20 protein-coding genes and 3 pseudogenes are annotated in these 19,773 nt (G+C 66.7%); 12 read left to right on the top strand and 11 right to left on the bottom strand.

Going from position 1 to position 19,773, the window contains the following annotated elements:
- The first annotated feature begins 183 nt into the window (after positions 1-183).
- Positions 184-813 (top strand): uracil-DNA glycosylase, encoded by a 630-nt coding sequence (locus tag HNO81_RS15925; RefSeq protein ID WP_175319086.1) that lies wholly within the window; start codon positions 184-186, stop codon positions 811-813.
- Positions 814-886: 73 nt separating this feature from the next.
- On the opposite strand, the gene HNO81_RS15930 is transcribed toward HNO81_RS15925, so the two are convergent.
- The 3 genes from HNO81_RS15930 to HNO81_RS15940 all read right to left on the bottom strand — a co-directional run bounded on the left by HNO81_RS15930 (position 887) and on the right by HNO81_RS15940 (position 3,108).
- Positions 887-1,309 (bottom strand): DUF3151 domain-containing protein, encoded by a 423-nt coding sequence (locus HNO81_RS15930; RefSeq protein WP_175319087.1) that lies wholly within the window; start codon positions 1,307-1,309, stop codon positions 887-889.
- Complete coding sequence (gene fbaA, locus HNO81_RS15935) at positions 1,310-2,329, bottom strand: class II fructose-bisphosphate aldolase (RefSeq protein ID WP_175319088.1); 1,020 nt, start codon at positions 2,327-2,329, stop codon at positions 1,310-1,312.
- Between the two features lie 122 nt (positions 2,330-2,451).
- Complete coding sequence (locus HNO81_RS15940) at positions 2,452-3,108, bottom strand: TrmH family RNA methyltransferase (RefSeq protein WP_175319089.1); 657 nt, start codon at positions 3,106-3,108, stop codon at positions 2,452-2,454.
- 71 nt (positions 3,109-3,179) lie between these two features.
- Between HNO81_RS15940 and HNO81_RS15945 the strand changes: the two genes are divergently transcribed.
- Positions 3,180-4,016, top strand: a complete 837-nt coding sequence (locus HNO81_RS15945) for an HAD-IIA family hydrolase (RefSeq protein WP_175319090.1) — start codon at positions 3,180-3,182, stop codon at positions 4,014-4,016.
- Here HNO81_RS15945 and HNO81_RS15950 read toward each other — a convergent pair.
- From HNO81_RS15950 to HNO81_RS15970, 5 genes and pseudogenes are all read right to left on the bottom strand, one after another.
- Complete coding sequence (locus tag HNO81_RS15950) at positions 4,013-5,053, bottom strand: thioesterase domain-containing protein (protein WP_175319091.1); 1,041 nt, start codon at positions 5,051-5,053, stop codon at positions 4,013-4,015. The genes HNO81_RS15945 and HNO81_RS15950 overlap by 4 nt on opposite strands.
- Before the next feature lie 69 nt (positions 5,054-5,122).
- Positions 5,123-5,743, bottom strand: a complete 621-nt coding sequence (locus HNO81_RS15955; RefSeq protein ID WP_175319092.1) for a hypothetical protein — start codon at positions 5,741-5,743, stop codon at positions 5,123-5,125.
- A gap of 82 nt (positions 5,744-5,825) precedes the next feature.
- The gene (locus HNO81_RS15960) at positions 5,826-6,572 is read right to left on the bottom strand and encodes a GAF and ANTAR domain-containing protein (protein ID WP_254703519.1); all 747 of its coding nucleotides are present in this window, start codon (positions 6,570-6,572) and stop codon (positions 5,826-5,828) included.
- Positions 6,573-6,715: 143 nt separating this feature from the next.
- Positions 6,716-7,300, bottom strand: coding sequence for an orotate phosphoribosyltransferase (pyrE, locus tag HNO81_RS15965; RefSeq protein WP_175319123.1), 585 nt, complete (start codon positions 7,298-7,300; stop codon positions 6,716-6,718).
- A gap of 48 nt (positions 7,301-7,348) precedes the next feature.
- A pseudogene (locus tag HNO81_RS15970) lies at positions 7,349-8,599 on the bottom strand (FAD-dependent oxidoreductase); the annotation flags it as partial.
- A 74-nt stretch (positions 8,600-8,673) separates the two neighbouring features.
- Here HNO81_RS15970 and nadE point away from each other — a divergent pair.
- On the top strand, positions 8,674-9,498 hold the full coding sequence (nadE, locus tag HNO81_RS15975) for an ammonia-dependent NAD(+) synthetase (RefSeq protein ID WP_175319094.1): 825 nt from the start codon (positions 8,674-8,676) through the stop codon (positions 9,496-9,498).
- A 119-nt stretch (positions 9,499-9,617) separates the two neighbouring features.
- Here the strand turns inward: nadE and HNO81_RS15980 are convergent, their stop codons facing one another.
- Entirely contained in the window at positions 9,618-10,415 is a 798-nt protein-coding gene (locus HNO81_RS15980; RefSeq protein ID WP_175319095.1) for an IclR family transcriptional regulator, read from the bottom strand.
- A gap of 158 nt (positions 10,416-10,573) precedes the next feature.
- Here HNO81_RS15980 and HNO81_RS15985 point away from each other — a divergent pair, with 158 nt between their 5' ends.
- The 4 genes and pseudogenes from HNO81_RS15985 to HNO81_RS16000 all read left to right on the top strand — a co-directional run bounded on the left by HNO81_RS15985 (position 10,574) and on the right by HNO81_RS16000 (position 14,675).
- Entirely contained in the window at positions 10,574-11,290 is a 717-nt protein-coding gene (locus tag HNO81_RS15985; protein WP_175319096.1) for a CoA transferase subunit A, read from the top strand.
- A gap of 57 nt (positions 11,291-11,347) precedes the next feature.
- The gene (locus HNO81_RS15990; protein WP_175319097.1) at positions 11,348-12,787 is read left to right on the top strand and encodes a short-chain fatty acid transporter; all 1,440 of its coding nucleotides are present in this window, start codon (positions 11,348-11,350) and stop codon (positions 12,785-12,787) included.
- 36 nt (positions 12,788-12,823) lie between these two features.
- Positions 12,824-13,495: a CoA transferase subunit B gene (locus HNO81_RS15995; RefSeq protein WP_175319124.1), complete on the top strand. Its 672-nt coding sequence runs from the start codon at positions 12,824-12,826 to the stop codon at positions 13,493-13,495.
- A pseudogene (locus HNO81_RS16000) lies at positions 13,492-14,675 on the top strand (acetyl-CoA acetyltransferase). The gene HNO81_RS15995 and the pseudogene HNO81_RS16000 overlap by 4 nt, the downstream one beginning before the upstream one ends.
- 126 nt (positions 14,676-14,801) lie before the next feature.
- Here the strand turns inward: HNO81_RS16000 and HNO81_RS16005 are convergent.
- Both HNO81_RS16005 and HNO81_RS16010 read right to left on the bottom strand, forming a co-directional pair.
- Positions 14,802-15,515: an ankyrin repeat domain-containing protein gene (locus HNO81_RS16005; RefSeq protein WP_175319098.1), complete on the bottom strand. Its 714-nt coding sequence runs from the start codon at positions 15,513-15,515 to the stop codon at positions 14,802-14,804.
- Positions 15,516-15,524: 9 nt separating this feature from the next.
- Positions 15,525-16,097, bottom strand: coding sequence for a heme-binding protein (locus HNO81_RS16010; RefSeq protein WP_175319099.1), 573 nt, complete (start codon positions 16,095-16,097; stop codon positions 15,525-15,527).
- 198 nt (positions 16,098-16,295) lie between these two features.
- On the opposite strand from HNO81_RS16010, the pseudogene HNO81_RS16015 reads away from it, so the two are divergent.
- From HNO81_RS16015 to HNO81_RS16035, 5 genes and pseudogenes are all read left to right on the top strand, one after another.
- Positions 16,296-17,524: pseudogene (locus tag HNO81_RS16015) on the top strand (sensor histidine kinase).
- Positions 17,521-18,147, top strand: coding sequence for a response regulator transcription factor (locus tag HNO81_RS16020; protein WP_175319100.1), 627 nt, complete (start codon positions 17,521-17,523; stop codon positions 18,145-18,147). Before HNO81_RS16015 ends, HNO81_RS16020 begins: the two are co-directional and overlap by 4 nt.
- 132 nt (positions 18,148-18,279) lie before the next feature.
- The gene (locus HNO81_RS16025) at positions 18,280-18,483 is read left to right on the top strand and encodes a cold-shock protein (protein WP_013599688.1); all 204 of its coding nucleotides are present in this window, start codon (positions 18,280-18,282) and stop codon (positions 18,481-18,483) included.
- Between the two features lie 114 nt (positions 18,484-18,597).
- The gene (locus HNO81_RS16030) at positions 18,598-18,933 is read left to right on the top strand and encodes a hypothetical protein (RefSeq protein ID WP_175319101.1); all 336 of its coding nucleotides are present in this window, start codon (positions 18,598-18,600) and stop codon (positions 18,931-18,933) included.
- Positions 18,934-18,983: 50 nt separating this feature from the next.
- A complete protein-coding gene (locus tag HNO81_RS16035) occupies positions 18,984-19,769 on the top strand; it encodes a MerR family transcriptional regulator (RefSeq protein WP_175319102.1) in 786 nt (261 codons plus the stop codon).
- Positions 19,770-19,773 lie beyond the last annotated feature (4 nt).

Raw genomic sequence — 19,773 nt, forward strand, 5'->3', positions numbered from 1 at the left:
GTTCCGTGCCCTGCCTGAATCAGGTGCACGCGACCGGCGTTTCGTTTTGCCAGGCTTGCTAAACTAGGTAAGTCCGACCAGGAATCGGTCCACCCCCATCAACCACCGCAAATGTGGTGCGCTATGGCGCGCTCTTTTTTGTGGCGGCAGCAACGCCAATCCCCGCAGGAGAACCAGTACTTCATGACAGCCCTGGCACCCGAAACATTCCACGAACAGCTCATGAGCCGCCGCTACGAACCCAGCGTTGCTGCCGTCAACGAGCTCTGCGACTCCCTGCAGGAGACCAAGCCGGGAACCGTGGTCCCCTACGTGGATCCCATGCACGACGTGGAGGAGTGCCGCATCATCAGCCTGTTCTCCAACATCGGTGAGGCCGACCCATCCGGGTTCATCACCGCCGGGGACCAGGACGCCGCCACCCGCATGCTCGGCCTCCAGTGGACGCTGGGCCTGCGTCCCGAGTTCGTCATGCCGTGGAATGTCCATCCGTGGCACGTTCCGGGCGAAGTCAACGGCAAGTTCACCCCGGACCAGATCCAGGCCGGCCTGAAGCCGCTGCTGAAGTTTCTTGCCCTGGTGCCCCGCGCCTCGGTCATCGTGGCGCACGGCACCGAAGCCAACCGCCTGGCCAACCTGCTGCTGAAGACCGAGGTACCGCTGCTGTGGCGCCGTGGTTTGAAGACCTACAAGGTCCGTTCCCTGAGCGGCCGCGCGTTCGCCGGCTCCCCGGCCCGCCAGGAGGAATACCTCGATGACATGCGGGCGGCGTACACCGACGCCATGGCACGTACGGGCATCGCCAAGCCATAAACGAACGACGGCGGGTGGTCACCTTTCCAGGAAAGGTGACCACCCGCCGTCGTCGTTTAAGCCCAAAGGCCCCCTACTTGCCTTCGATGGCAGCCTTCGCGGTGGGGTCTGAGTCGTTGAGGAACTTCTCGATCCGGTCCGTCTCGTCAGCCTCGCCGATGGCCGATGACGCCCGGCCCAGGGAGTAGAGGGCCCGCAGGAATCCGCGGTTGGGTTCGTGCTCCCACGGGATGGGGCCAACCCCGCGCCAGCCGTTGCGGCGCAGCGCGTCCAGGCCCCGGTGGTAGCCGACCCGGGAGTAGGCGTAGGAGTCGATGGTGCGTCCTTCCGTCCACGCTTCCTCGGCCAGCACGGCCCAGAGCAGCGAGGACGTGGGGTGCTTGGCAACCAGGTCCAGTGCCTCGTGGCCGGCCTCCAGCTGGCCGTTCACCTCGGTTTCGGCAGGCAAGAGCGTGGGCTCCGGCCCCATCAGGTTCCGGCGGAACTCGTCCGACATCTAGAAGGTCTTTCCGGCGGAACCGAGCTGCTTGGTGGCTTCCACGACGCGTGCTGCCAGGCCGGCTTCGGCGGAGGCGCCCCAGACGCGGGGGTCGTAGGTCTTCTTGTTGCCCACTTCGCCGTCGACCTTCAGGACGCCGTCGTAGTTCTTGAACATGTGGTCCGCCACCGGACGCGTGTAGGCGTACTGGGTGTCGGTGTCGATGTTCATCTTGATGACGCCGTAGGAGACGGCGTCAGCGATCTCCTGGTCGGAGGAGCCGGAGCCGCCGTGGAAGACGAGGTCGAACGGGTTGTCCTTGCCGATCCTGGCACCCACCTGGGCCTGGATGTCCTTGAGGATCTCCGGGCGCAGCTTGACGCCACCGGGCTTGTACACGCCGTGCACGTTGCCGAAGGTCAGGGCCGTGATGTAGCGGCCGTTCTCGCCGGCGCCGAGGGCGTCGATGGTGGCCAGGGCGTCCTCCACCGTGGTGTAGAGCTTGTCGTTGATGGCGTTCTCCACGCCGTCTTCCTCGCCGCCGACGGTGCCGATTTCCACCTCGAGGATCATCTTGGCGGCAGCAGTGCGGGCCAGCAGGTCGCGGGCGATCTTCAGGTTCTCCTGCAGCGTCTCTGCCGAGCCGTCCCACATGTGGGAGTTGAAGAGCGGGTTGCGGCCGGCCTTGACCTCAGCCTCGGAGGCTTCCAGCAGCGGCAGGACGAAGCCGTCCAGCTTGTCCTTGGGGCAGTGGTCCGTGTGCAGGGCGATGTTGACACCGTAGTTCTTGGCCACTTCGCGGGCGAAGGCAGCAAAGCCCAGGGAACCGGCCACCATGTCCTTGGTGGAGGCACCGGACCAGTAGGCGGCACCGCCGGTGGAGACCTGCACGATGCCGTCGGACTCCGCCTCGGCGAAGCCGCGGAGCGCTGCGTTCAGCGTCTGCGAGGACGTGACGTTGACGGCGGGGAAGGCGAATCCGCCCGCCTTCGCGCGGTCGATCATCTCGGCGTAGATCTCTGGGGTTGCAATGGGCATGCTGGCTCCTCTGCTGAGTTTCGTCTGTGGGTGGATGACCCTCAAATAGACCGCTTACGGCTTGGCACCATCCTAGCCATTCCCGGGCTGGCAGGGTGTTTCGGGTCACCGGTCGGTAATACTCACACGTGCTGGTTGAACACGTGCCGGCGGATCCAGGCGTGCATGGCGATGGCAGCGGCGGAGGCGGCATTGATGGACCGGGTGGAGCCGAACTGCTCAATGGACAGGGTGGCGACGGCGGCCTGGTGGACTTCCGGGGTCAGGCCCGGCCCCTCCTGGCCAAACACCAGCACGCAGTCCCGGGGCAGCTCGTACGTCTCCAGCGGCACCGAATCCGGGAAGATGTCGATTCCGATGATCGCCAGCCCCTCCCCTTCCGCCCACTGGACGAAGTCCTCCACCGTCGTGTGGTGCCGGACGTGCTGGTAGCGGTCGGTGACCATGGCCCCGCGGCGGTTCCACCGGCGCCGGCCGATGATGTGCACTTCCTTGGCGAGGAAGGCGTTGGCGGTGCGCACCACGGTGCCGATGTTCAGGTCGTGCTGCCAGTTTTCGATGGCCACGTGGAAGTTGTGCCGCCGCGAGTCCAGCTCCGCCACAATGGCGTCGTGCTTCCAGTAGCGGTATTTGTCCAGCACGTTGCGCCGGTCGCCGTCGGCCAGGAGGTCGGGGTCCCAGTGGTCGCCTTCGGGCAGTTCCCCTTCCCAGGGCCCGACGCCGACCTCCGCCTTTTCGGGTTCGGCCTCCCCGGGCTGGCGGTCGGGTTCATCTGTCATGCCGGGCGTTTGGTTCACCCTTCAACACTAGACTGGACTCTTCGGGCAAACATCACAGGCGGAGGCAGGGCATGGCGGACAAGGACCAGGTAGCAGGCAACGCGGCGGTATACCGGAGCGGCCAGGAGATCGAGTGCTGGCTGACGGACATGGACGGCGTCCTGGTGCACGAAAACCAGCCCATCCCCGGAGCGGCCGAACTGATCCAGCGCTGGGTGGACACGTCCAGGCGCTTCCTGGTGCTGACCAACAACTCCATCTTCACGCCGCGCGACCTTGCCGCCCGCCTTCGCGCTTCCGGGCTGGAGATCCCCGAGGAGAACATCTGGACCTCAGCCCTGGCCACAGCCCAGTTCCTGAAGGACCAGGTCTCCGCCGGCGGCGCGGAATCGGGAAACCGTGCGTACACCATTGGCGAGGCCGGACTGACGACGGCGCTGCATGAGGCGGGCTTCATCCTCACCGACCAGAACCCGGACTTTGTGGTGCTCGGCGAAACGCGCACGTACTCGTTCGAGGCAATCACCACGGCCATCCGCCTGATCCTGGCCGGCGCCCGGTTCATCGCCACCAATCCGGATGCCACGGGCCCGTCCAAGGACGGCCCAATGCCGGCCACGGGCGCCATCGCGGCCCTGATTACCAAGGCCACCGGCCGTGAGCCCTACATTGTGGGCAAGCCGAACCCCATGATGTTCCGGTCGGCCATGAACCAGATCGATGCCCATTCCGAGACCACGGCCATGATCGGCGACCGGATGGACACGGACATCATTGCCGGGATGGAGGCAGGGCTGCACACCGTCCTGGTCCTCAGCGGCATCACGCACAAGGACGACATCGCCGCCTACCCGTTCCGGCCCAACCAGGTGCTGAACTCGGTGGCGGACCTGAAGAACCAGATCTAGAAGATACTGACCCGGGAGCCGCCCCGGGGCAGCGGGAAGAACTCGTCCAGCAGGCCCGTGACCAGGGGCCGGTAGATCTGCGGGTTCCAGCCCGGGCTGGCGTGCGCGGGCGCGGCCCCCGTGGTCTGCAGGTTGCTGGAAACCATGTTGTCCTTGAAGACGACGGCCCAGGTTTCGGCCGCGGTTTCATAGTCGACGGTGGCGTCCTTCGGGTTGCCGATGTACGCCATCCTGGCCGTGCCAAGTTTTCCGGCGAACTGGCTTCCCTCGAAGTGGTAGATGTAGGCGGACTCCGTCTGGACCAGGACGTTGGAAGGGGCAATGGGTGAGAGCTGCTCCAATGTCTGGTTCAGGATCTGGCGCCAGCTCCGTTCGTCCTTGTGGATGATCCGTTCCCCCAGTTCGTAGCCGCCGCGCAGCGTTGAGGGGAACCGGACGCCGCTTTCATAGAGGAAGACCACGCCGTCGAACCAGCTTTGGTCCAGGACGTCGTGGGCGCTGTAGGGGGTGGAGTCGAGGAGGATGAACTGGACCTGGACGCCCTCCAGGGCCAGCAGCCGGGCTGCCACCTGTGTGGCGAGCATGCCGCCGAAACTGTGCCCGTAGAAGAAGAGCTTGGTGATCTTCTCGGCGGCGATGTAGTCGGTGATCGCGTGGACCACCTCGGTGATGTTCAGGCCCAGGTTGGAATATCCGACGGCGGCGAGCCGGGCCCGTTTGTTAAGCGAGCCCCGAAGGGTGTTCAGGATCCACTGCGCTTCTTCCCAGCTGGTTTTGTAGCCGGGGAACAGGAACCAGCTGGCGTCCTTGTAGTAGGCGTCGGCGAAGTCGTCGGCGACGGGGAGGACCCTGGTGCTGCGGCGCTGGGACTGGACTTCACGGGTCATCAGCATGTCCGCGGCCAGCAGTCCGGAGACGCCGGCGCCGGTCAGGAACGTCCGGCGCGAAAAGCGCTTCAGGGCAGCCGCATCCGCCAGCAGCCGGGCGTTCAGGACCCCGCTCCGGTGCTGCGCACTGACCTCCCCCTCATACGGCACAGTCCTACCGTAAGCCCAGCCGGACGCCGCGCGGCAATGCCCGGGGGTAACCGTTCGGTGGCGCAGGCGTCAGCTGGCGGCCTGCCCCTCCGTTGCCGGGAAAGGGGCCTGCGGTTCCTGCTGGCGGCGGAGGATTTCCAGGCCGATGTCGTTGTAGCGGCCCAGCAGGTCGGCACCGTCGGGGGCTGCCGGGTTATCCAGCAGGGCGAAGGTGGCGTCGCTGGCGTACAGCAGTTCCTGGTCCGTGTACTCGGTCAGCGGGCGGCCGTAAAGCTCTTCGATCCACATGACCGGCAGTTGGGGGAATTCGCCTGCGTGCTCGCCGCCGGGAAAGAGTTCCCGCACGTCATCGTCCACCAGGAGCGGCCGCCGGCGGGTGTCATCACCGGCAGTCCAGTCGCGCGTTGCGGGGGTGAGCTGCAGGGAGACCCCTGCGGAGGGAATGCCCGGGACGGATTTGGTGTCCATGGCGTTGAGGTCGCTGCGCAGTCCGGCCAATGCCGAGGATTCCACGAGGCCAGCCTGTGAGAGATCGACGCAGATGCGGCAACGGATGCCCATCCTCCGGACGCGGCGGATGATGTGGACCAGTTCAGCACGGGATTCGTGGTGAAGGGCCCCCCGGATTTCAATCCGGACGATGTCCGCAGGGACATCAAGGCTAACGAGTGCGTCTAGCGCGCGGTCCATAGGTACTCCAAAAGAGGTTCTATGGCCGACGGCTCAACCTCCGCAAGCGTAACCCTCCCCGGGCCCCCGCACAACCTGCCGTTCAGGCCCGCGAACCCGGGCTGACCTTGCCCGGTTCCTGGTAGTGGGTCCGCGCACCGGCGCCCCCGACCGAATCCACCAACGACTTGGCGATGTCCCGCAGCTTGGTGTTGCTGTTGCTGGACGCCTCCGTGAGGATTTCGACGGCGGCTTCCTGGCTGCACCGGTTCTGCGCCATAACGATGCCGATGGCGATGTCGATGATGGTCCGCGATTCCAGTGTGGCCCGAAGGTTTGACGCACTGTCAGCGTGCAGCGAGAACCGGACAGCGAGCCGCAGGGCTTCGGAGATTTCCCTGGTGAAGTCCCTGGCCCTGTCCGCGGCCGGTCCGTCGAACTTGCGCGGGGCGTCGGAGTAAAGGTTCAGGGCGGCTTTGGCTTCCCCCTGAAGGTTGAACGGCAGCGACAGCACCGAGCGCAAGCCGTGGGAAGCAACCGCGGCCGCATAGTCAGGACCCCAGCGGTCCTCCTGCAACAGGTCAGGAACGTAGACTTCACGCTCTTCCTTCGCCGCGGACAAACACGGGCCCTGGGCCAGGGAGTACTGGATTTCATCCACCTCCCGCGCCGATTCGCTGCTCCAGCCGATGGTGGCCGCCTTGCGGTCGCGGAGCAACGTGATGCCGCACAGGGCGTCATCGCCGTCGCCTGCCATTTGGTGCGCGGAAAAGCGCGCCAACTCGTTGAGGAAGTCCTCGAAATCGGCGCTTTCCAGGATGAGGTTCTGGACCTGGTCCGTGGGGCTCAAAGGCTGTTGTGGGGGGAGCAAAATGCGGGGTCTCCAAGCAACTGAAAGTGTTAACGCAAATGATAAATCAGCCGCGTGTACCGGGCCAACACCGGTCCCCCATATGTCACGGTGCCGGCCACAGCGGCCGGCACCGTGCGGTACTAGTCCAGTCCCAGCTCGTCCTTACCGAAGGCGAACAGGTAGGGAACACCGGTTTCGGCTTCGATCTTTTCCTTGGCGCCCGTATCGCGGTCCACGATGACGGCCACTGCCACGACGTTGCCGCCGGCCTTCCGCACGCCCTCCACAGCGGTCAGCGCGGAGCCGCCGGTGGTGGACGTATCCTCCAGGACCAGCACATTGCGGCCTTCAACGGACGGGCCCTCCACCTGGCGGCCCATGCCGTAGGACTTCTGCGCCTTCCGGACCACAAACGCATCAACCGTGCGGCCGGCGTCGACGGCTGCGTGCATCACCGCGGTGCCCACGGGGTCCGCGCCCATGGTGAGACCGCCGGCGCACTCAAAGTCGATCCCGGCGTCGTCCGCCAGTGCCAGCATGACCTGGCCCACCAGCTTGGATGCCTCGTGGTGGAGGGTGATGCGGCGAAGGTCGATGTAGTAATCGGCCTCGGCCCCGCTGGAGAGGATCACCTTGCCGCGGACCACGGCAAGTTCCTTAATCAGTTCGAGCAGTCGGGCGCGGGCAGCCGCGGTATCTACCGCAGTGTCAGTGGGCGAAGTCATGGCCCCAAGTTTAGTGGGTGGCGCGACGGTGAGTGGGCGCGCGAAGGCCGGCGCGTGCTCGGGACGCGGCCCGATGGCTATGACCCGCGGCAGGACCCGCTTGACCACGGGGTTGTGACGAAGGATGAAAAAGATCATGCGCTGGATGGAAAAGGAGGCCCGGGAACCCTTGCCAGCCAGCATGTCTCCGGACAATCTCCCCGCGAAAAGTGGAACGAACACCATCCGGTGCATGATCCGCTGCACCGTCTGGACCACCACCGTGGGCATGCGGCGGCGGCGCTGGATCGCCGCCAGGGTGCTGCTCCTGACCTGGCCCCGGCGAAGGTCGGGGGCCAGGCGTTCCGCGGCCGCCACCGCGTCCTGGATGGCCAGGTTGATGCCCACCCCGCCCGCGGGCGACATGGCATGCGCGGCATCGCCGATGCACAGGAACCCATCGATGTACCAGCGCCGCAGCCGGTTCAGCCTGACGTCCAGCCAATGCAGGTCCGCCAGGCTGCGGATGGAATCCACACGGTCGGCGAGGTCCGGGCGGAGTGCCGCCACCCGTTGGCGGAACTGTTCCAGGCCGCCTTCCCGGATCCTGGCGTCGGAACCCTTGGGAGCGAGGTAACCCATTTGGTAGTAGTTGGTGCGGTTCAGCGCAATCATGGCATCACGGTTTCCCAGCGAAGGCACCACGCCCGCCACCTCCCCCTGCTCCGAAGGGTGGCGGGGGATCTTGAACCACCAGGTGTCGAAGGGTACCGGGTACTCCTTCGCCCGCATTCCCGCCGCCTGGCGCAGCACCGAATGCCTCCCGTCCGCGGCCACCACCACGCCGGCACGGAGCACCTGCTCCGCACCGCCTGCGGCAGACCGGCAGCGCACCCCGGTGACGCGGCCGCCGTCGAACTCCAGGCCAGTGGCCTCAGTTTCCATGAGCAGCGTAAACGTGGGCTCCGCCGCGGCGGCCGACGCGAGGAAGTCCAGGAAGTCCCACTGGGGCATCATGGCCACGTAGTTGTAGGGGGGTTTCAGGGAATCGAAGGCTGCCAGGGTGACCAGTCCTGCGCCGGGGACCGGGACAGCGACGTTGTTCAGCCGGCTTTGCGGCAACCTGCGGAATCCAGCCCCCAGCCCCAGCTCGTCGATCAGCCGGATGGTGGAGGCATGCACCGTATCCCCGCGGAAGTCACGCAGGAAGTCGCGGTGTTTTTCCAGGACCGTCACAGGCACTCCGGCCCGTGCCAGCAACAGTCCCAGCATCATTCCTGCCGGGCCCCCGCCCACCACGACGCATCCCGTCCGCTCCATCCACCCAAGCTACGCCGCGCAGGGGCTGCCCGGAACAGTTGGGGTTGTTGACAGTGCTGGCTAGGCTGGACTTCATGCGCGAACTCCAGGCCAAGATCATTGAAGAAATGGGCGTTCAGCCCCGGATCGATCCCGCAGGGGAGGTACGCAAACGCGTCACCTTCCTCAAGGAATATCTGCGGGCCACCCACACCAAGGGTTTTGTCCTGGGCATCTCGGGCGGCCTGGATTCTTCCCTGGCCGGCCGCCTGGCCCAGCTGGCCGTAGAGGAGCTTGAGGCTGAAGGCGTGGAAGCCAACTTTGTGGCAGTCCGCCTGCCGTACGGAGTGCAGCACGACGAGGAAGACGCCCAGGCCGCACTGGACTTCATCAAGGCCAAGACCGAGTGGACATTCAACATCTCGGCAGCCGTGGACGGCTTTGAGGACGAGTTCGAGAAGACCGTGGGATCGGAGATCTCCGACTTCCACAAGGGCAACACCAAGGCCCGCACCCGGATGATCGCCCAGTACGCGCTGGCGGGCGAGTTCAACTACCTGGTGGTCGGCACCGACCACGGCGCGGAGTCCGTCACGGGCTTCTTCACCAAGTACGGCGACGGCGGCGCGGACATCCTGCCCCTGTTCGGCCTGAACAAGCGGCAGAACCGGGCCCTGTTGGCCGAGCTGGGCGCGCCGGCCCGCGTGTGGGAGAAGGTCCCTACCGCCGACCTGCTGGATGACCGGCCCGGCCGCACCGACGAAGACGAGCTGGGTATCAGCTACGACCAGATCGACGATTACCTCGAAGGCCGCGATGTTCCGGACGCGGTAGCCGAATCCATCGAGCAGAAGTACCTCCGGACCCGGCACAAGCGCACCGTGCCGGTGACCATCTTCGACACATGGTGGAAGGGCTAAAGTCCGTAGAGCCCCGCGCGGGGCTCCAGGCAGGAATTCCCCAACTTGGGGGGTACGACGGCGGGTGTCACCGGGCAGGTGGCCCCGCCGTCGTCGTCTCCCGGCCCAGCCGGGAAGGCTTAGCGGGCGCGCCGGCCGCCGTCGGCTCCGCCGCCCAGCTGCTGCGTGATCCGGTGGGCCTCAGCCATCAACAGCCCGCCCAGCTCCTCCTGCCGTTCGGGCTTGAAGCGTGGTTCGATGCCTGTCAGGGACAGCGCCCATGCCGGCTGTCCTGCGCGGTCGAACACTGCGGCACCCATGCCCCAGCTTCCCTCCAGGACCAGGCCCGGGTTCACCGAGTAGCCGGCCAGCCTGGTTCGGGCCAGGTTCTTCCGGACAAGATCGACCCTGTGGTTCGCCGCAAAGGCGCCGGCGTGCTCCGGCCACCGGCCCAGCAATTCCTCCTGCTCATCCCTGGACAGGAAGGCCAGGATGGCTGTTCCGGCGGAGGCAACGCCCAGCGGAAACCGGACGCCCTCATGGAGGACAAAGGACCTGACGGGGAAGGTTCCCTCCTCACGCAGGAGGCACACCGTCTCATTGCCGCGGCGGATGGAAAAGAAGGCACTTTCCCCTGTGGCCTGGGCAAGCCGGCGGAGGCTGGGCCGGGCAATGTCCTCCATGGGAAACCGGGCCGACGCCACCGATCCCATGAGCAGGATTTCCGGGCCCAGGACCCAGTTGCCCGTGGTGGGATCATGGTCCAGCAGCCCTTCCGCGGCGAGCGAGGTCAGGAGCCGGTGGACGGTGGGCCGCGTAAGGCCGGATTCCCGGACCAGGACCGCAAGCGGCATCCCCTCAGCGCTGCGGCCCACCAGCCGGAGCAGTCCCGCAATCCGCGCCACTACCTGGGCGCCCTGTACCGGCGTCGAAGCCATCACATCACCTGTCCACAATATGGATAGTTTTCTCCCTACTGTCCATACTGTAAGGCATTTTCAGTGATTCTTGACACGTTCTTGCCGCCCGCCGTAGTCTCCAAACTCAGATCCCAAGCGTCCACAAAGTGGACTACCGTGCTCAACGAGGAGACGTCATGAAGAAACTGCAGGCTTCTGCCGCCGCTGCCCTGGAGGGGGCACTGCAGGACGGCATCACCCTCGCCGTCGGCGGGTTTGGGCTGAGTGGCATCCCGGCCGACCTGATCGAGGCCGTCCGCGATTCCGGTGTCCGCGACCTCACCGTGGTTTCCAACAACATGGGCGTGGACGGCAAGGGGCTGGGGATCCTCATCGAAGCGGGGCAGGTCCGCAAGGTCATCGCCTCCTATGTTGGCGAAAACAAGCTGTTCGCTGAGCAGTACCTCGCCGGCAAGCTCGAGGTGGAGTTCACCCCGCAAGGCACCCTGGCTGAACGCCTCCGTGCCGGCGGCGCCGGAATCCCTGCCTTCTACACCAAGACGGGCGTGGGCACCCTGGTGGCCGAGGGCAAGCCGCACGAGGTATTCGGTGGCGAAAGGTACGTCCAGGAGCGCGCGATCGTTGCCGACGTCGCCCTGGTGCACGCCCACACCGCGGATACGGACGGCAACCTGATCTACCGCTACACCGCCCGGAACTTCAACCCGGTGGTGGCCACGGCCGGAATCCTGACCATCGCCGAGGCCGAAGTGATGGTGGAACCGGGCAGCCTGGACCCGAACCACGTCGCCACCCCCGGAGTCTTCGTCCAGCGGCTGGTGCAGTCCACGGACCGGGTCAAGGACATCGAGCAGCGCACGGTCCGGCCCCGGACCGGCCTCGTCTCCGCCTGACCCACAGCAGCCGTCCGGCACATCACCCACCAGCACTCAATGGAGAGAAACAACCTCATGACCACCACGCACCCGAACCAGCAGGACGTCCGCCAGAAGGGTTTGGCCCGGATGGCTGAAACGTTGGCCGGCTGGACGCAGAAGTGGTTCCCGGACGCCTACATCTTTGCCCTCGCGGGCGTCGTGCTGGTGGCCATCGCGGCGCTGGCCATCGGCGCCTCCCCCAAGGCCGTGGTCGATTCTTTCGGCAACGGATTCTGGGACCTCACGGCTTTCACCCTGCAAATGGCCATGGTGGTGCTGACCGGCTACGTGGTGGCAACGTCACCGCCCGTGGCCAGGCTGATCGACCGGCTGGCACAGGTGCCCAACTCCGCGCGCACCGCCGTCAGCTTCGTGGCGGTCCTGTCCATGTCCGTGTCATTCGTGAACTGGGGCCTCAGCCTGATCTTCGGCGGACTCCTGGCGCGGGCGGTCGCCCGGCGCGCAGACCTGCACGTGGACTACCGGGCACTGGGCGCCGCAGCCTTCATGGGACTGGGTGCCGTCTGGGCCCTGGGCATGTCCTCTTCCGCCGCCCAGCTGCAGGCAACCAAGGCCTCCATACCCCCGGCGCTGCTGAAGATCACCGGCGTCCTGGACTTCGGCACCACCATCTTTACCTGGCAGTCCCTGCTGACCCTGCTCATCCTCATGGCCCTCACCACCGTGATTGCGCACTTTTCGGCGCCGACGGGAAGCGCCGTGAAGACGGCGGCGGATCTGGGCGTCGACCTCGATGACCAGCCCGAACCGCCGGCCGAAAAGTCCCGTCCCGGCGAGTGGCTGGAGTACAGCAGGGTCCTGCCCATCCTGGCCGGCGTGCTCACCCTCGGCTGGCTGGTGTCCCAGTTGCTGACCCTGCCCATCCTCAGCGTGGTCAGCTCCCTCAACGGGTACCTGTTGGTCTTCCTGATGCTGGGGCTGGTGCTGCACGGGACGCCGCGTAAATTCCTGCAGTCAGTCACCAAGGCCGTGCCCGCCACGGCCGGAATCCTGGTGCAGTTTCCGCTGTACGCAGCGATGGCCGCCATCCTGACCAAGGCCACGGGGGCCGGTGGCCTGTCCGTGTCCGAGCACCTGGCGCACTTCTTCACCAGCATCGGCGGCAACGGGGCGTTCGCCGTCATCATCGCCATCTACACGGCCATCCTGGGCATGTTCGTTCCCTCCGGCGGTGGAAAGTGGCTGGTGGAGGCGCCCTACGTCATGCAGTCCGCCACGGACGTGAACATGAACCTCGGCTGGACCGTTCAGATCTACAACATGGCCGAGGCCCTGCCCAACCTGGTCAACCCGTTCTTCATGCTCCCCCTGCTGGCGGTGCTGGGCCTGCGCGCCCGGGACCTGGTGGGCTTCACCTTCCAGCAGTTCCTGTTCCACCTCCCGGTGGTACTGCTGCTTGCGTGGCTGCTGGGCATGACGTTCGAGTTCGTGCCGCCGGTAATACCCAACTAAGTCAACGTGAACAGCGAGAAGACCAAGGAGAACCCCATGGGATGGACCAGGGATGAAATGGCTGCCATCGCGGCAGAGGAACTGAACGACGGCGACTACGTAAACCTGGGGATCGGCATCCCCACGCTGGTGGCCAACAACCTGCCCGAGGGCGTGCGGGTGGTCCTGCAGAGCGAAAACGGCCTGCTGGGCATGGGACCCTTCCCCTTCGAGGGCGAAGAGGACGCCGACCTCATCAACGCGGGCAAGCAGACCGTCACCGTCCTGCCCGGCGGCAGCATCTTCGACTCCGCCACCTCGTTCGGCATGATCCGCGGCGGGCACGTGAAGGTGGCCATCCTGGGCGCCATGCAGGTTTCCGGCAACGGCGACCTGGCCAACTGGACTATCCCGGGCAAGATGGTCAAGGGCATGGGCGGCGCCATGGACCTGGTGGCCGGGACCCCGCGCGTCGTGGTCCTCACCGAGCACAATGCCAAGGACGGCACCGCCAAGATCGTCCGCGAGTGCACGCTGCCGCTGACCGGGCTCAGCTGCGTGGACCGGATTATCAGCGACCTCGCCGTCTTCGACCTGCACAAGGCGGACGACGGCGGGCGGCAGCTCACGCTGACACGCCTGGCACCGGGGGTCACCGTGGACGAGATCCGGGAAAAGACGGAAGCGGGCTTCGAGGTCCGCCTGGACAACGAGGAAGTGGCGGCATGAGCCTGAAGGAACAGTTCGGCAAGGATGTCCTGCTCACCGGCTGGGGACACAGCCGGTTCGGCAAGCTGACGGAGGAGACCCTCGAGTCCCTGATCGTCCAGGTGGCCACCGAAGCGATCGGCAATGCCGGAATCGAGCCGGGCCAGATCGACGAGATCTTCATCGGCCAGTTCAATTCGGGGATGATGCCGCTGGCTTTCCCGTCGTCGCTGGCCCTGCAGGTCTCTCCGGACCTGGCCAACGTCCCCTCCACCCGGGCGGAAAACGCCTGCGCCTCGGGTCGGCCGCCTTCCAGCAGGGCACCAAGTCGCTGCTGGCCGGCACCGCCCGGACCGTGCTGGTGATCGGTGCCGAGAAGATGACCCACGCCGGTGCAGACGTGGTGGGCGCAGGACTCCTTGGCGCTGACTACGACATGGCCGGCAAGCCCTCCACCACCGGCTTCACCGGACTATTCGCCGAGGTCGCCAAGCACTACGAGAAGCGGTACGGACCTGTTCCCGACGTCCTGGGCAGCATCGCCGCGAAGAACCACCGCAACGGCGTGGACAACCCCTATGCCCAGCTCCGCAAGGACCTCGGCGTGGAATTCTGCCAGACAGTTTCGGACAAGAACCCCATGGTGGCGGACCCGCTGCGCCGCACCGACTGTTCGCCCGTCTCCGACGGTGCCGCCGCCGTCGTCCTGTCCGTCTCCCCCACCGGCGGCGCCACCGCCCCGGTCCGGCTCGCGGGCTTCGGCCAGGCCAACGACTTTTTCCCCGCCGAACGCCGGGACCCCACCGCCTTCGCCGCAACCCGCGCCTCCTGGCAGCGGGCCATGGCGATGGCCGGCGTTGGCCTGGCGGACCTGGACTTCGCCGAGGTGCATGACTGCTTCACCATCGCCGAACTGCTCATGTACGAGGCCATCGGCCTAACCGAGCCCGGCCAGGGGGCCACGGCGGTAAAGGAAGGCTGGGTCTTCAAGGACGGCAAGCTGCCCATCAACGTCTCCGGCGGCCTCAAGGCCAAAGGCCACCCGGTGGGTGCCACCGGCGTTTCGCAGCACGTCATCGCCGCCATGCAGCTCACCGGTACTGCCGGCGACATGCAGCTCCCGGCGCCACGGCGGGCGGCCGTGCAGAACATGGGCGGCGTGGGCATCGCCAACTACGTCAGCGTGCTTGAGGCCCTCTGAGCTGAGGGACTGCTGAATTTCCCCGGCTTCGAAGCCCGACGGCGGCGCGTCGCACCGAAAGGGCGGGGCGCCGCCGTCGTTGTCCGGCAAAGGTGGGCAGGCTCGGCGGCTCGGCACGCGGACGGGCTAACCCCGGCCCCGGATCGAAGCGGCAATCTCCGAAAAACCGAGCCGCTCAGCGTTCTGCAGCGCCGTCCGGCCTTCCGGGTCGCGGATTCCGGGGTCTGCGCCGGCCGCCAGCAGCAGCCGCACCACCTCCTGCTGGCGCGGCCCGCCGTTGTTGAGCAGGATGGCCTCCTGCATGGCGGTCCAGCCAAGGTTGTTGACATGGTTGACAGGGACTCCCGCCGCAATGAGGACCTTCACCGTTTCCACGTGTCCGTGCTCGCTGGCCGGGATCAACGCCGTCCCGCCGTAGCGGTTGATGCTGGTGACGTCTGCGCCGGCGGCCAGCGTCAGCTGCAGTACCTCGTCAAAGCCCTCAGCCCCGGCATACAGGAATGCTGAGTCCTGGATGGCGTCCTTGGCGTTGACGTTGCCACCCCGGCCGATCAGGTCGGCCACCAACGGGGCGTCGTTGGCTTTGGCTGCTGCAATGAGCTCCTGGTCCAGCCGTGCCTGGTCCGCGGGAGACAGCAGCGGCGGGGTCGCCGCGGACGGTGGTGTGAGGGTCACCGCCGACGGTGGTGTGAGGGTCCCCGCGTCGGGTCCGGGGCTGGCTACGGCAACGGCCGGCGGCGTATCCGCGTCCTGCGGCGTGCCGGGGCTGGCCTGGCAGGCGGCAAGGAGCGTGCCCAGCGCGGCCACGGCCACGAACGCTGCGGTTTTGCCGGGGCTCATGCGTCCAGCCTATTTCGCGGCGCCGGCGATGGCCTCAGCGCCGGCCGCCGCACAGGCTTCGTCCAGGGCGCCGTCTGGAGCCCCACCGACGCCGATGCCGGCCACCGAAACACCGTTGACCTTCAGGGGGACACCGCCGGCAAGGAACAGGGTGCCCGGCAGGTCTGCGATCGAGGGGCCGTTGCCGTTGACGCGCTTGGCCAACTCGCTGGTGGGGGCGCCAAAGGCGGCTGCCGTATAGGCCTTCTGCTTGGCCGCTTCGATGGTGTGGGCGGCGGCATTGTCGCCACGGAGCAAAGCCTGGACCGTGCCAAAGCGGTCAACGAGGGCCACAGTGACGAAGGGCAGCTTGTCGGCCTGGCATTTTGCGAGCGCCGCGGAGACGGCATGGGCGGAGGCGCCGGCTGCTATGCGGTTTTGCTGCACCACGGTCTCCGGATTCGGCTGGACATCGGCGGCAGGTACGGTGACGGGTGCTTCCGTGGTGCCCGCAGTACCGGCGTTGGCGGCAGCCGTTGCTCCGGCGGTGATCAGGAGGGCTCCGGCTGCGGCAGCGGCCAGGGCTTTGGTGGACTTCTTCAAGGTATTTCCTTAGGTCAGGGAAAGGTTCGTGTTGCCGGTTTCCATAGTTCCGGGAAGAACGGGCTCTTCCATCGGGCCTTCGTCTGGTCCCGGCTCCGGCGAAAGGCCAGCCATATCAGCCAAAAGGCTGAGGCCGCGGGCAACCGGTGGGCCCTAGCATGGAAGGCAGCACGTCCCGCCACCAGATCCGGATCCAGCATGCCCGCCAGAGCCACCCCCCAATACACGGGGCCAGCCCAAGCCGTCGCCGCCCAGGGCGCAGGGTCCCGCCGTCCCGCCCTTCCCTTGGCCACGGGGCGGCCAGGCAGCTTCGAAGCAGCCGTCCACCTGGGCTTCGCCGTCCTCCTGGTGGCCTCGGTGGTCCGGTACGTGATGCGGCATTCTCCAGCCGACAATCTCCTGGTCCTGGGGCTCGCCATTGCTGCTTGCCTGCTCTACGCCGTCGCGCCCCTCCTCTCGGTACGGGACCGCCGCGGAACCCCATGGATGGTTGCCCTGGTGGCCATCTGGGCGGTGCTGGTGGTGGCTGCACCGAGTTTCGCGTGGTGTTCCTTCGCCCTGTTCTTCCTCTGCAGGAGCGCGCTGCGCGGTGCCGCGTCCTATGTGCTGGCGGGTGCCATCACCGTCGCCACCGCCGCCGGCCTATTCAGGTTGGGCAGCGGCACCGATCTGGCGATGCTGTTGGGTCCCTTGGCGGTGGGCGTCATGCTGACGCTCATTTACGACCGCATCCAGCACGACGCCGAGGAGCAGCGACGCCTGCATGCGGACCTCGTCCGGGCCCAGGAGGAACTGGCCACCAGTGAGCGCCGCGCGGGCACCATTGCCGAAAGGGAGCGGGTTTCCCGGGAAATCCACGACACCGTCACCCAGGGCTGGCCAGCAGCCTGCTCCTGCTTGAGGCCGCCGGCCGCGGCTGGCCGGGCGAGCCAGCCCGTGTCGGCCTTCTGCAGGCCACCAGCCTGCTCCGCGCCAACCTGGCGGAAACCCGGGGCCTCGTCCATGAGCTGGCCTCACCCGGCCTGGAATCGGTCCCGCTGCCGGAAGCCCTGCTGGCCACCGCCCGCCAGTACGTTCCCGGGGCCACCCTCCTGGTGACTGGCGAGCCGCTGGCGGTCTCCCCCGAGGTTCGCCACGCACTGCTTCGCGTCGCGCAAAGCGCGGCGTCGAACATTCTGCTCCACGCCGCGGCGCCGGCCACCACCGTGACGCTGGGCTTCGTTCCGGACGCGGTGACGCTGGATATCTACGACGACGGTGCCGGCTTCGATCCGGCGGCGGCAGCTCCGCCGTCGCACGCGGGAGGCTACGGGCTGCGGGCCATGCGGCAGCGGGTGGAACAGCTGGGTGGTACGTTTTCCGTGCAGAGCGCCCCGGGTGAGGGAACAATCGTGGCGGCACAGTTTCCGCTGGACGTGGGCCCATGAGCAGCATCACCGTCCTGCTGGTGGACGACCATCTGGTGGTCAGGAGTGGACTGCGCGCTCTGCTGGGCACGGAGCCCGACTTCGAGGTGGTGGCGGAGGCCGCGTCCGGCGAGGACGCCGTGCAGCTGGCCCAGGCCCTCTCCCCGTCGGTGGTGGTGATGGACCTCGCCATGGGGCCGGGCATGGACGGCCTCGAAGCGATCAGGCGGATCAGGGACCTCAATGAACGGCAGGCCATCCTGGTGTTCACCACGTACGACTCCGACGCCGACATCGTCCGTGCCGTGGATGCCGGTGCCATGGGATACCTGTTGAAGGACGCTGCACCCGGGGAGATCTTTGCCGCCATCAGGGGAGCGGCCGTGGGCAGGAGCGTCATGAGCCCGCCGGTGGCGTCCCGGCTGTTCCAGCAGCTCCGCAATCCCGACGAAGTCCTCACTCCCCGGGAAGCCGAGCTGCTGGGACTCCTCACCGAGGGGCTCAGCAACCGCGAGCTGGGCCGCCGCCTTTTCATCTCCGAGGCCACGGTCAAAACCCATCTGGCGCACATTTACACCAAGCTGGGGGTGGACACCCGGGCGGCCGCCATTGCCACCGCGATCCGGCGCGAAGGCATGCGTTGACGGCACTTTATGGCGCATACCCTTGCACCGGGAGCCTGCGCCCCGTACGTTGGGGACTGTGGGGGACTAACTCCCGCACACTCCGGGAGGTTTCCCGGGGAGAGAATCAGAGTCACATGAAGGAATGCAGCCATGGCAACAGGCACAGTTAAATGGTTCAACGCCGAAAAGGGTTTTGGCTTCATTGCCCCCGATGACGGGTCCGCTGACGTTTTCGCCCACTACTCGGCAATCGCCAGCAGCGGCTACCGCTCACTGGACGAGAACCAGAAGGTCGAATTCGATGTGACCCAGGGCCCCAAGGGCCCGCAGGCAGAGAACATCCGCCCGCTCTAAGTCTTCGGCGGCCACCGGTATACGCCGGGACCCCGTTCAGCGGCCCCTCCAACGCAGGTTGGAGGGGCCGCTTCTCTATGCCCGTTGCGTTTCCGCATTTGGGATAATTGACGCATGACCGGACAAGACCAGGACAGGGACCCGTGGGAGGAGTTTGATTCCCTTGGCCCGGCAGTACCGGACCGCGTCCCCGGCCAGCCCGGCGGAGAGCCCCATGGCTTCGGGTTCCGGACGGGGGTACGCAGCGCCAGGGTAGCCGTGGGATTCGCCATCTATGCGCTCGCCTTGGGGACCATCCTGGCCCTGACCGGATGCGTCGTCTTCATCAACCGGCAGCAGTGGCTGTTGCTGGGCCTGATGCTGGTCATCGAGGCCATCTTCGTTTTCGCGTTCATGCGCCTGGTGGCCCAAGCCAGGCACCGGAGGCCCCGCGACCGGCGGATCCGCTGACGTCCGCGCACCCTTGACCTTGACGTTGCGTCAACCCGTATTCTCGGAGCATGCAGGAATCAGCTGGGCCTGACGGCGGAGACTGGCCCATCCAGGACGTGGCCAGGATCGCCGGGACCACCAGCCGCACGCTCCGGCACTACCACCGCATCGGCCTGCTGGACCCCAGCCGGGTGGGCCACAACGGCTACCGCTATTACGACGCCGCCGCCCTCCTAAAGTTGCAGCGCATCCTGATGCTGCGGGAACTGGGCCTGGGCCTGCCGGCCATCGCGGAAGTCCTCCAGCGGCAGGCGGACCCCGTGGCGGCGCTCAGCAGGCACCTCGACTGGCTCGGACGTGAGCAGCAGCGGCTGGCCCTGCAGGCCGGGTCCGTCCGGCAAACCATCGAAACACTGAAGACAGGAGGCCAGCTGATGGCAGAGGACATGTTCCAAGGGTTCGACCACACCAACTACAAGGATGAAGTGGAAGAACGGTGGGGCAAGGAGGCCTACGCGGCATCCGATTCGTGGTGGCGCGGACTGGCCTCCGTAGAGCAGCGCGACTGGAAATCCTTGGCGGAAGCCCTAGCCCGGGACTGGACAGCGGCTGCAGGTGCCGGGCTTTCGGAGGAGGGACCCGAAGCCCTGGAGCTTGCAGCCCGGCAGGTGGCGTGGCTGAAATCCATCCCGGGAACGCCGGCCGCCCAGGAGGGCGGGGATATTCGGGGGTACGTCACCGGCCTGGCGGACATGTACGTGCAGGATCCCAGGTTCGCCGCCAACTACGGCGGGGAGGACGGGGCCCGTTTTGTCCGCTCCGCCCTGCACCACTACGCGGAGAAGTACCTGTAGCGCA

This window comes from Pseudarthrobacter sp. C4D7 (assembly GCF_013359725.1).
Taxonomy (GTDB): Bacteria; Actinomycetota; Actinomycetes; order Actinomycetales; family Micrococcaceae; genus Arthrobacter.

What these genes read in the sequence shown, in the direction of transcription:
- HNO81_RS15925 (WP_175319086.1), top strand. Translation starts at nt 184, where the DNA reads ATGACAGCCCTGGCACCCGAAACATTCCACGAACAGCTCATGAGCCGC.
- HNO81_RS15930 (WP_175319087.1), bottom strand. Translation starts at nt 1,309, where the DNA reads ATGTCGGACGAGTTCCGCCGGAACCTGATGGGGCCGGAGCCCACGCTC.
- fbaA (WP_175319088.1), bottom strand. Translation starts at nt 2,329, where the DNA reads ATGCCCATTGCAACCCCAGAGATCTACGCCGAGATGATCGACCGCGCG.
- HNO81_RS15940 (WP_175319089.1), bottom strand. Translation starts at nt 3,108, where the DNA reads ATGACAGATGAACCCGACCGCCAGCCCGGGGAGGCCGAACCCGAAAAG.
- HNO81_RS15945 (WP_175319090.1), top strand. Translation starts at nt 3,180, where the DNA reads ATGGCGGACAAGGACCAGGTAGCAGGCAACGCGGCGGTATACCGGAGC.
- HNO81_RS15955 (WP_175319092.1), bottom strand. Translation starts at nt 5,743, where the DNA reads ATGGACCGCGCGCTAGACGCACTCGTTAGCCTTGATGTCCCTGCGGAC.
- pyrE (WP_175319123.1), bottom strand. Translation starts at nt 7,300, where the DNA reads ATGACTTCGCCCACTGACACTGCGGTAGATACCGCGGCTGCCCGCGCC.
- nadE (WP_175319094.1), top strand. Translation starts at nt 8,674, where the DNA reads ATGCGCGAACTCCAGGCCAAGATCATTGAAGAAATGGGCGTTCAGCCC.
- HNO81_RS15980 (WP_175319095.1), bottom strand. Translation starts at nt 10,415, where the DNA reads ATGGCTTCGACGCCGGTACAGGGCGCCCAGGTAGTGGCGCGGATTGCG.
- HNO81_RS15985 (WP_175319096.1), top strand. Translation starts at nt 10,574, where the DNA reads ATGAAGAAACTGCAGGCTTCTGCCGCCGCTGCCCTGGAGGGGGCACTG.
- HNO81_RS15990 (WP_175319097.1), top strand. Translation starts at nt 11,348, where the DNA reads ATGACCACCACGCACCCGAACCAGCAGGACGTCCGCCAGAAGGGTTTG.
- HNO81_RS15995 (WP_175319124.1), top strand. Translation starts at nt 12,824, where the DNA reads ATGGGATGGACCAGGGATGAAATGGCTGCCATCGCGGCAGAGGAACTG.
- HNO81_RS16005 (WP_175319098.1), bottom strand. Translation starts at nt 15,515, where the DNA reads ATGAGCCCCGGCAAAACCGCAGCGTTCGTGGCCGTGGCCGCGCTGGGC.
- HNO81_RS16020 (WP_175319100.1), top strand. Translation starts at nt 17,521, where the DNA reads ATGAGCAGCATCACCGTCCTGCTGGTGGACGACCATCTGGTGGTCAGG.
- HNO81_RS16025 (WP_013599688.1), top strand. Translation starts at nt 18,280, where the DNA reads ATGGCAACAGGCACAGTTAAATGGTTCAACGCCGAAAAGGGTTTTGGC.
- HNO81_RS16030 (WP_175319101.1), top strand. Translation starts at nt 18,598, where the DNA reads ATGACCGGACAAGACCAGGACAGGGACCCGTGGGAGGAGTTTGATTCC.
- HNO81_RS16035 (WP_175319102.1), top strand. Translation starts at nt 18,984, where the DNA reads ATGCAGGAATCAGCTGGGCCTGACGGCGGAGACTGGCCCATCCAGGAC.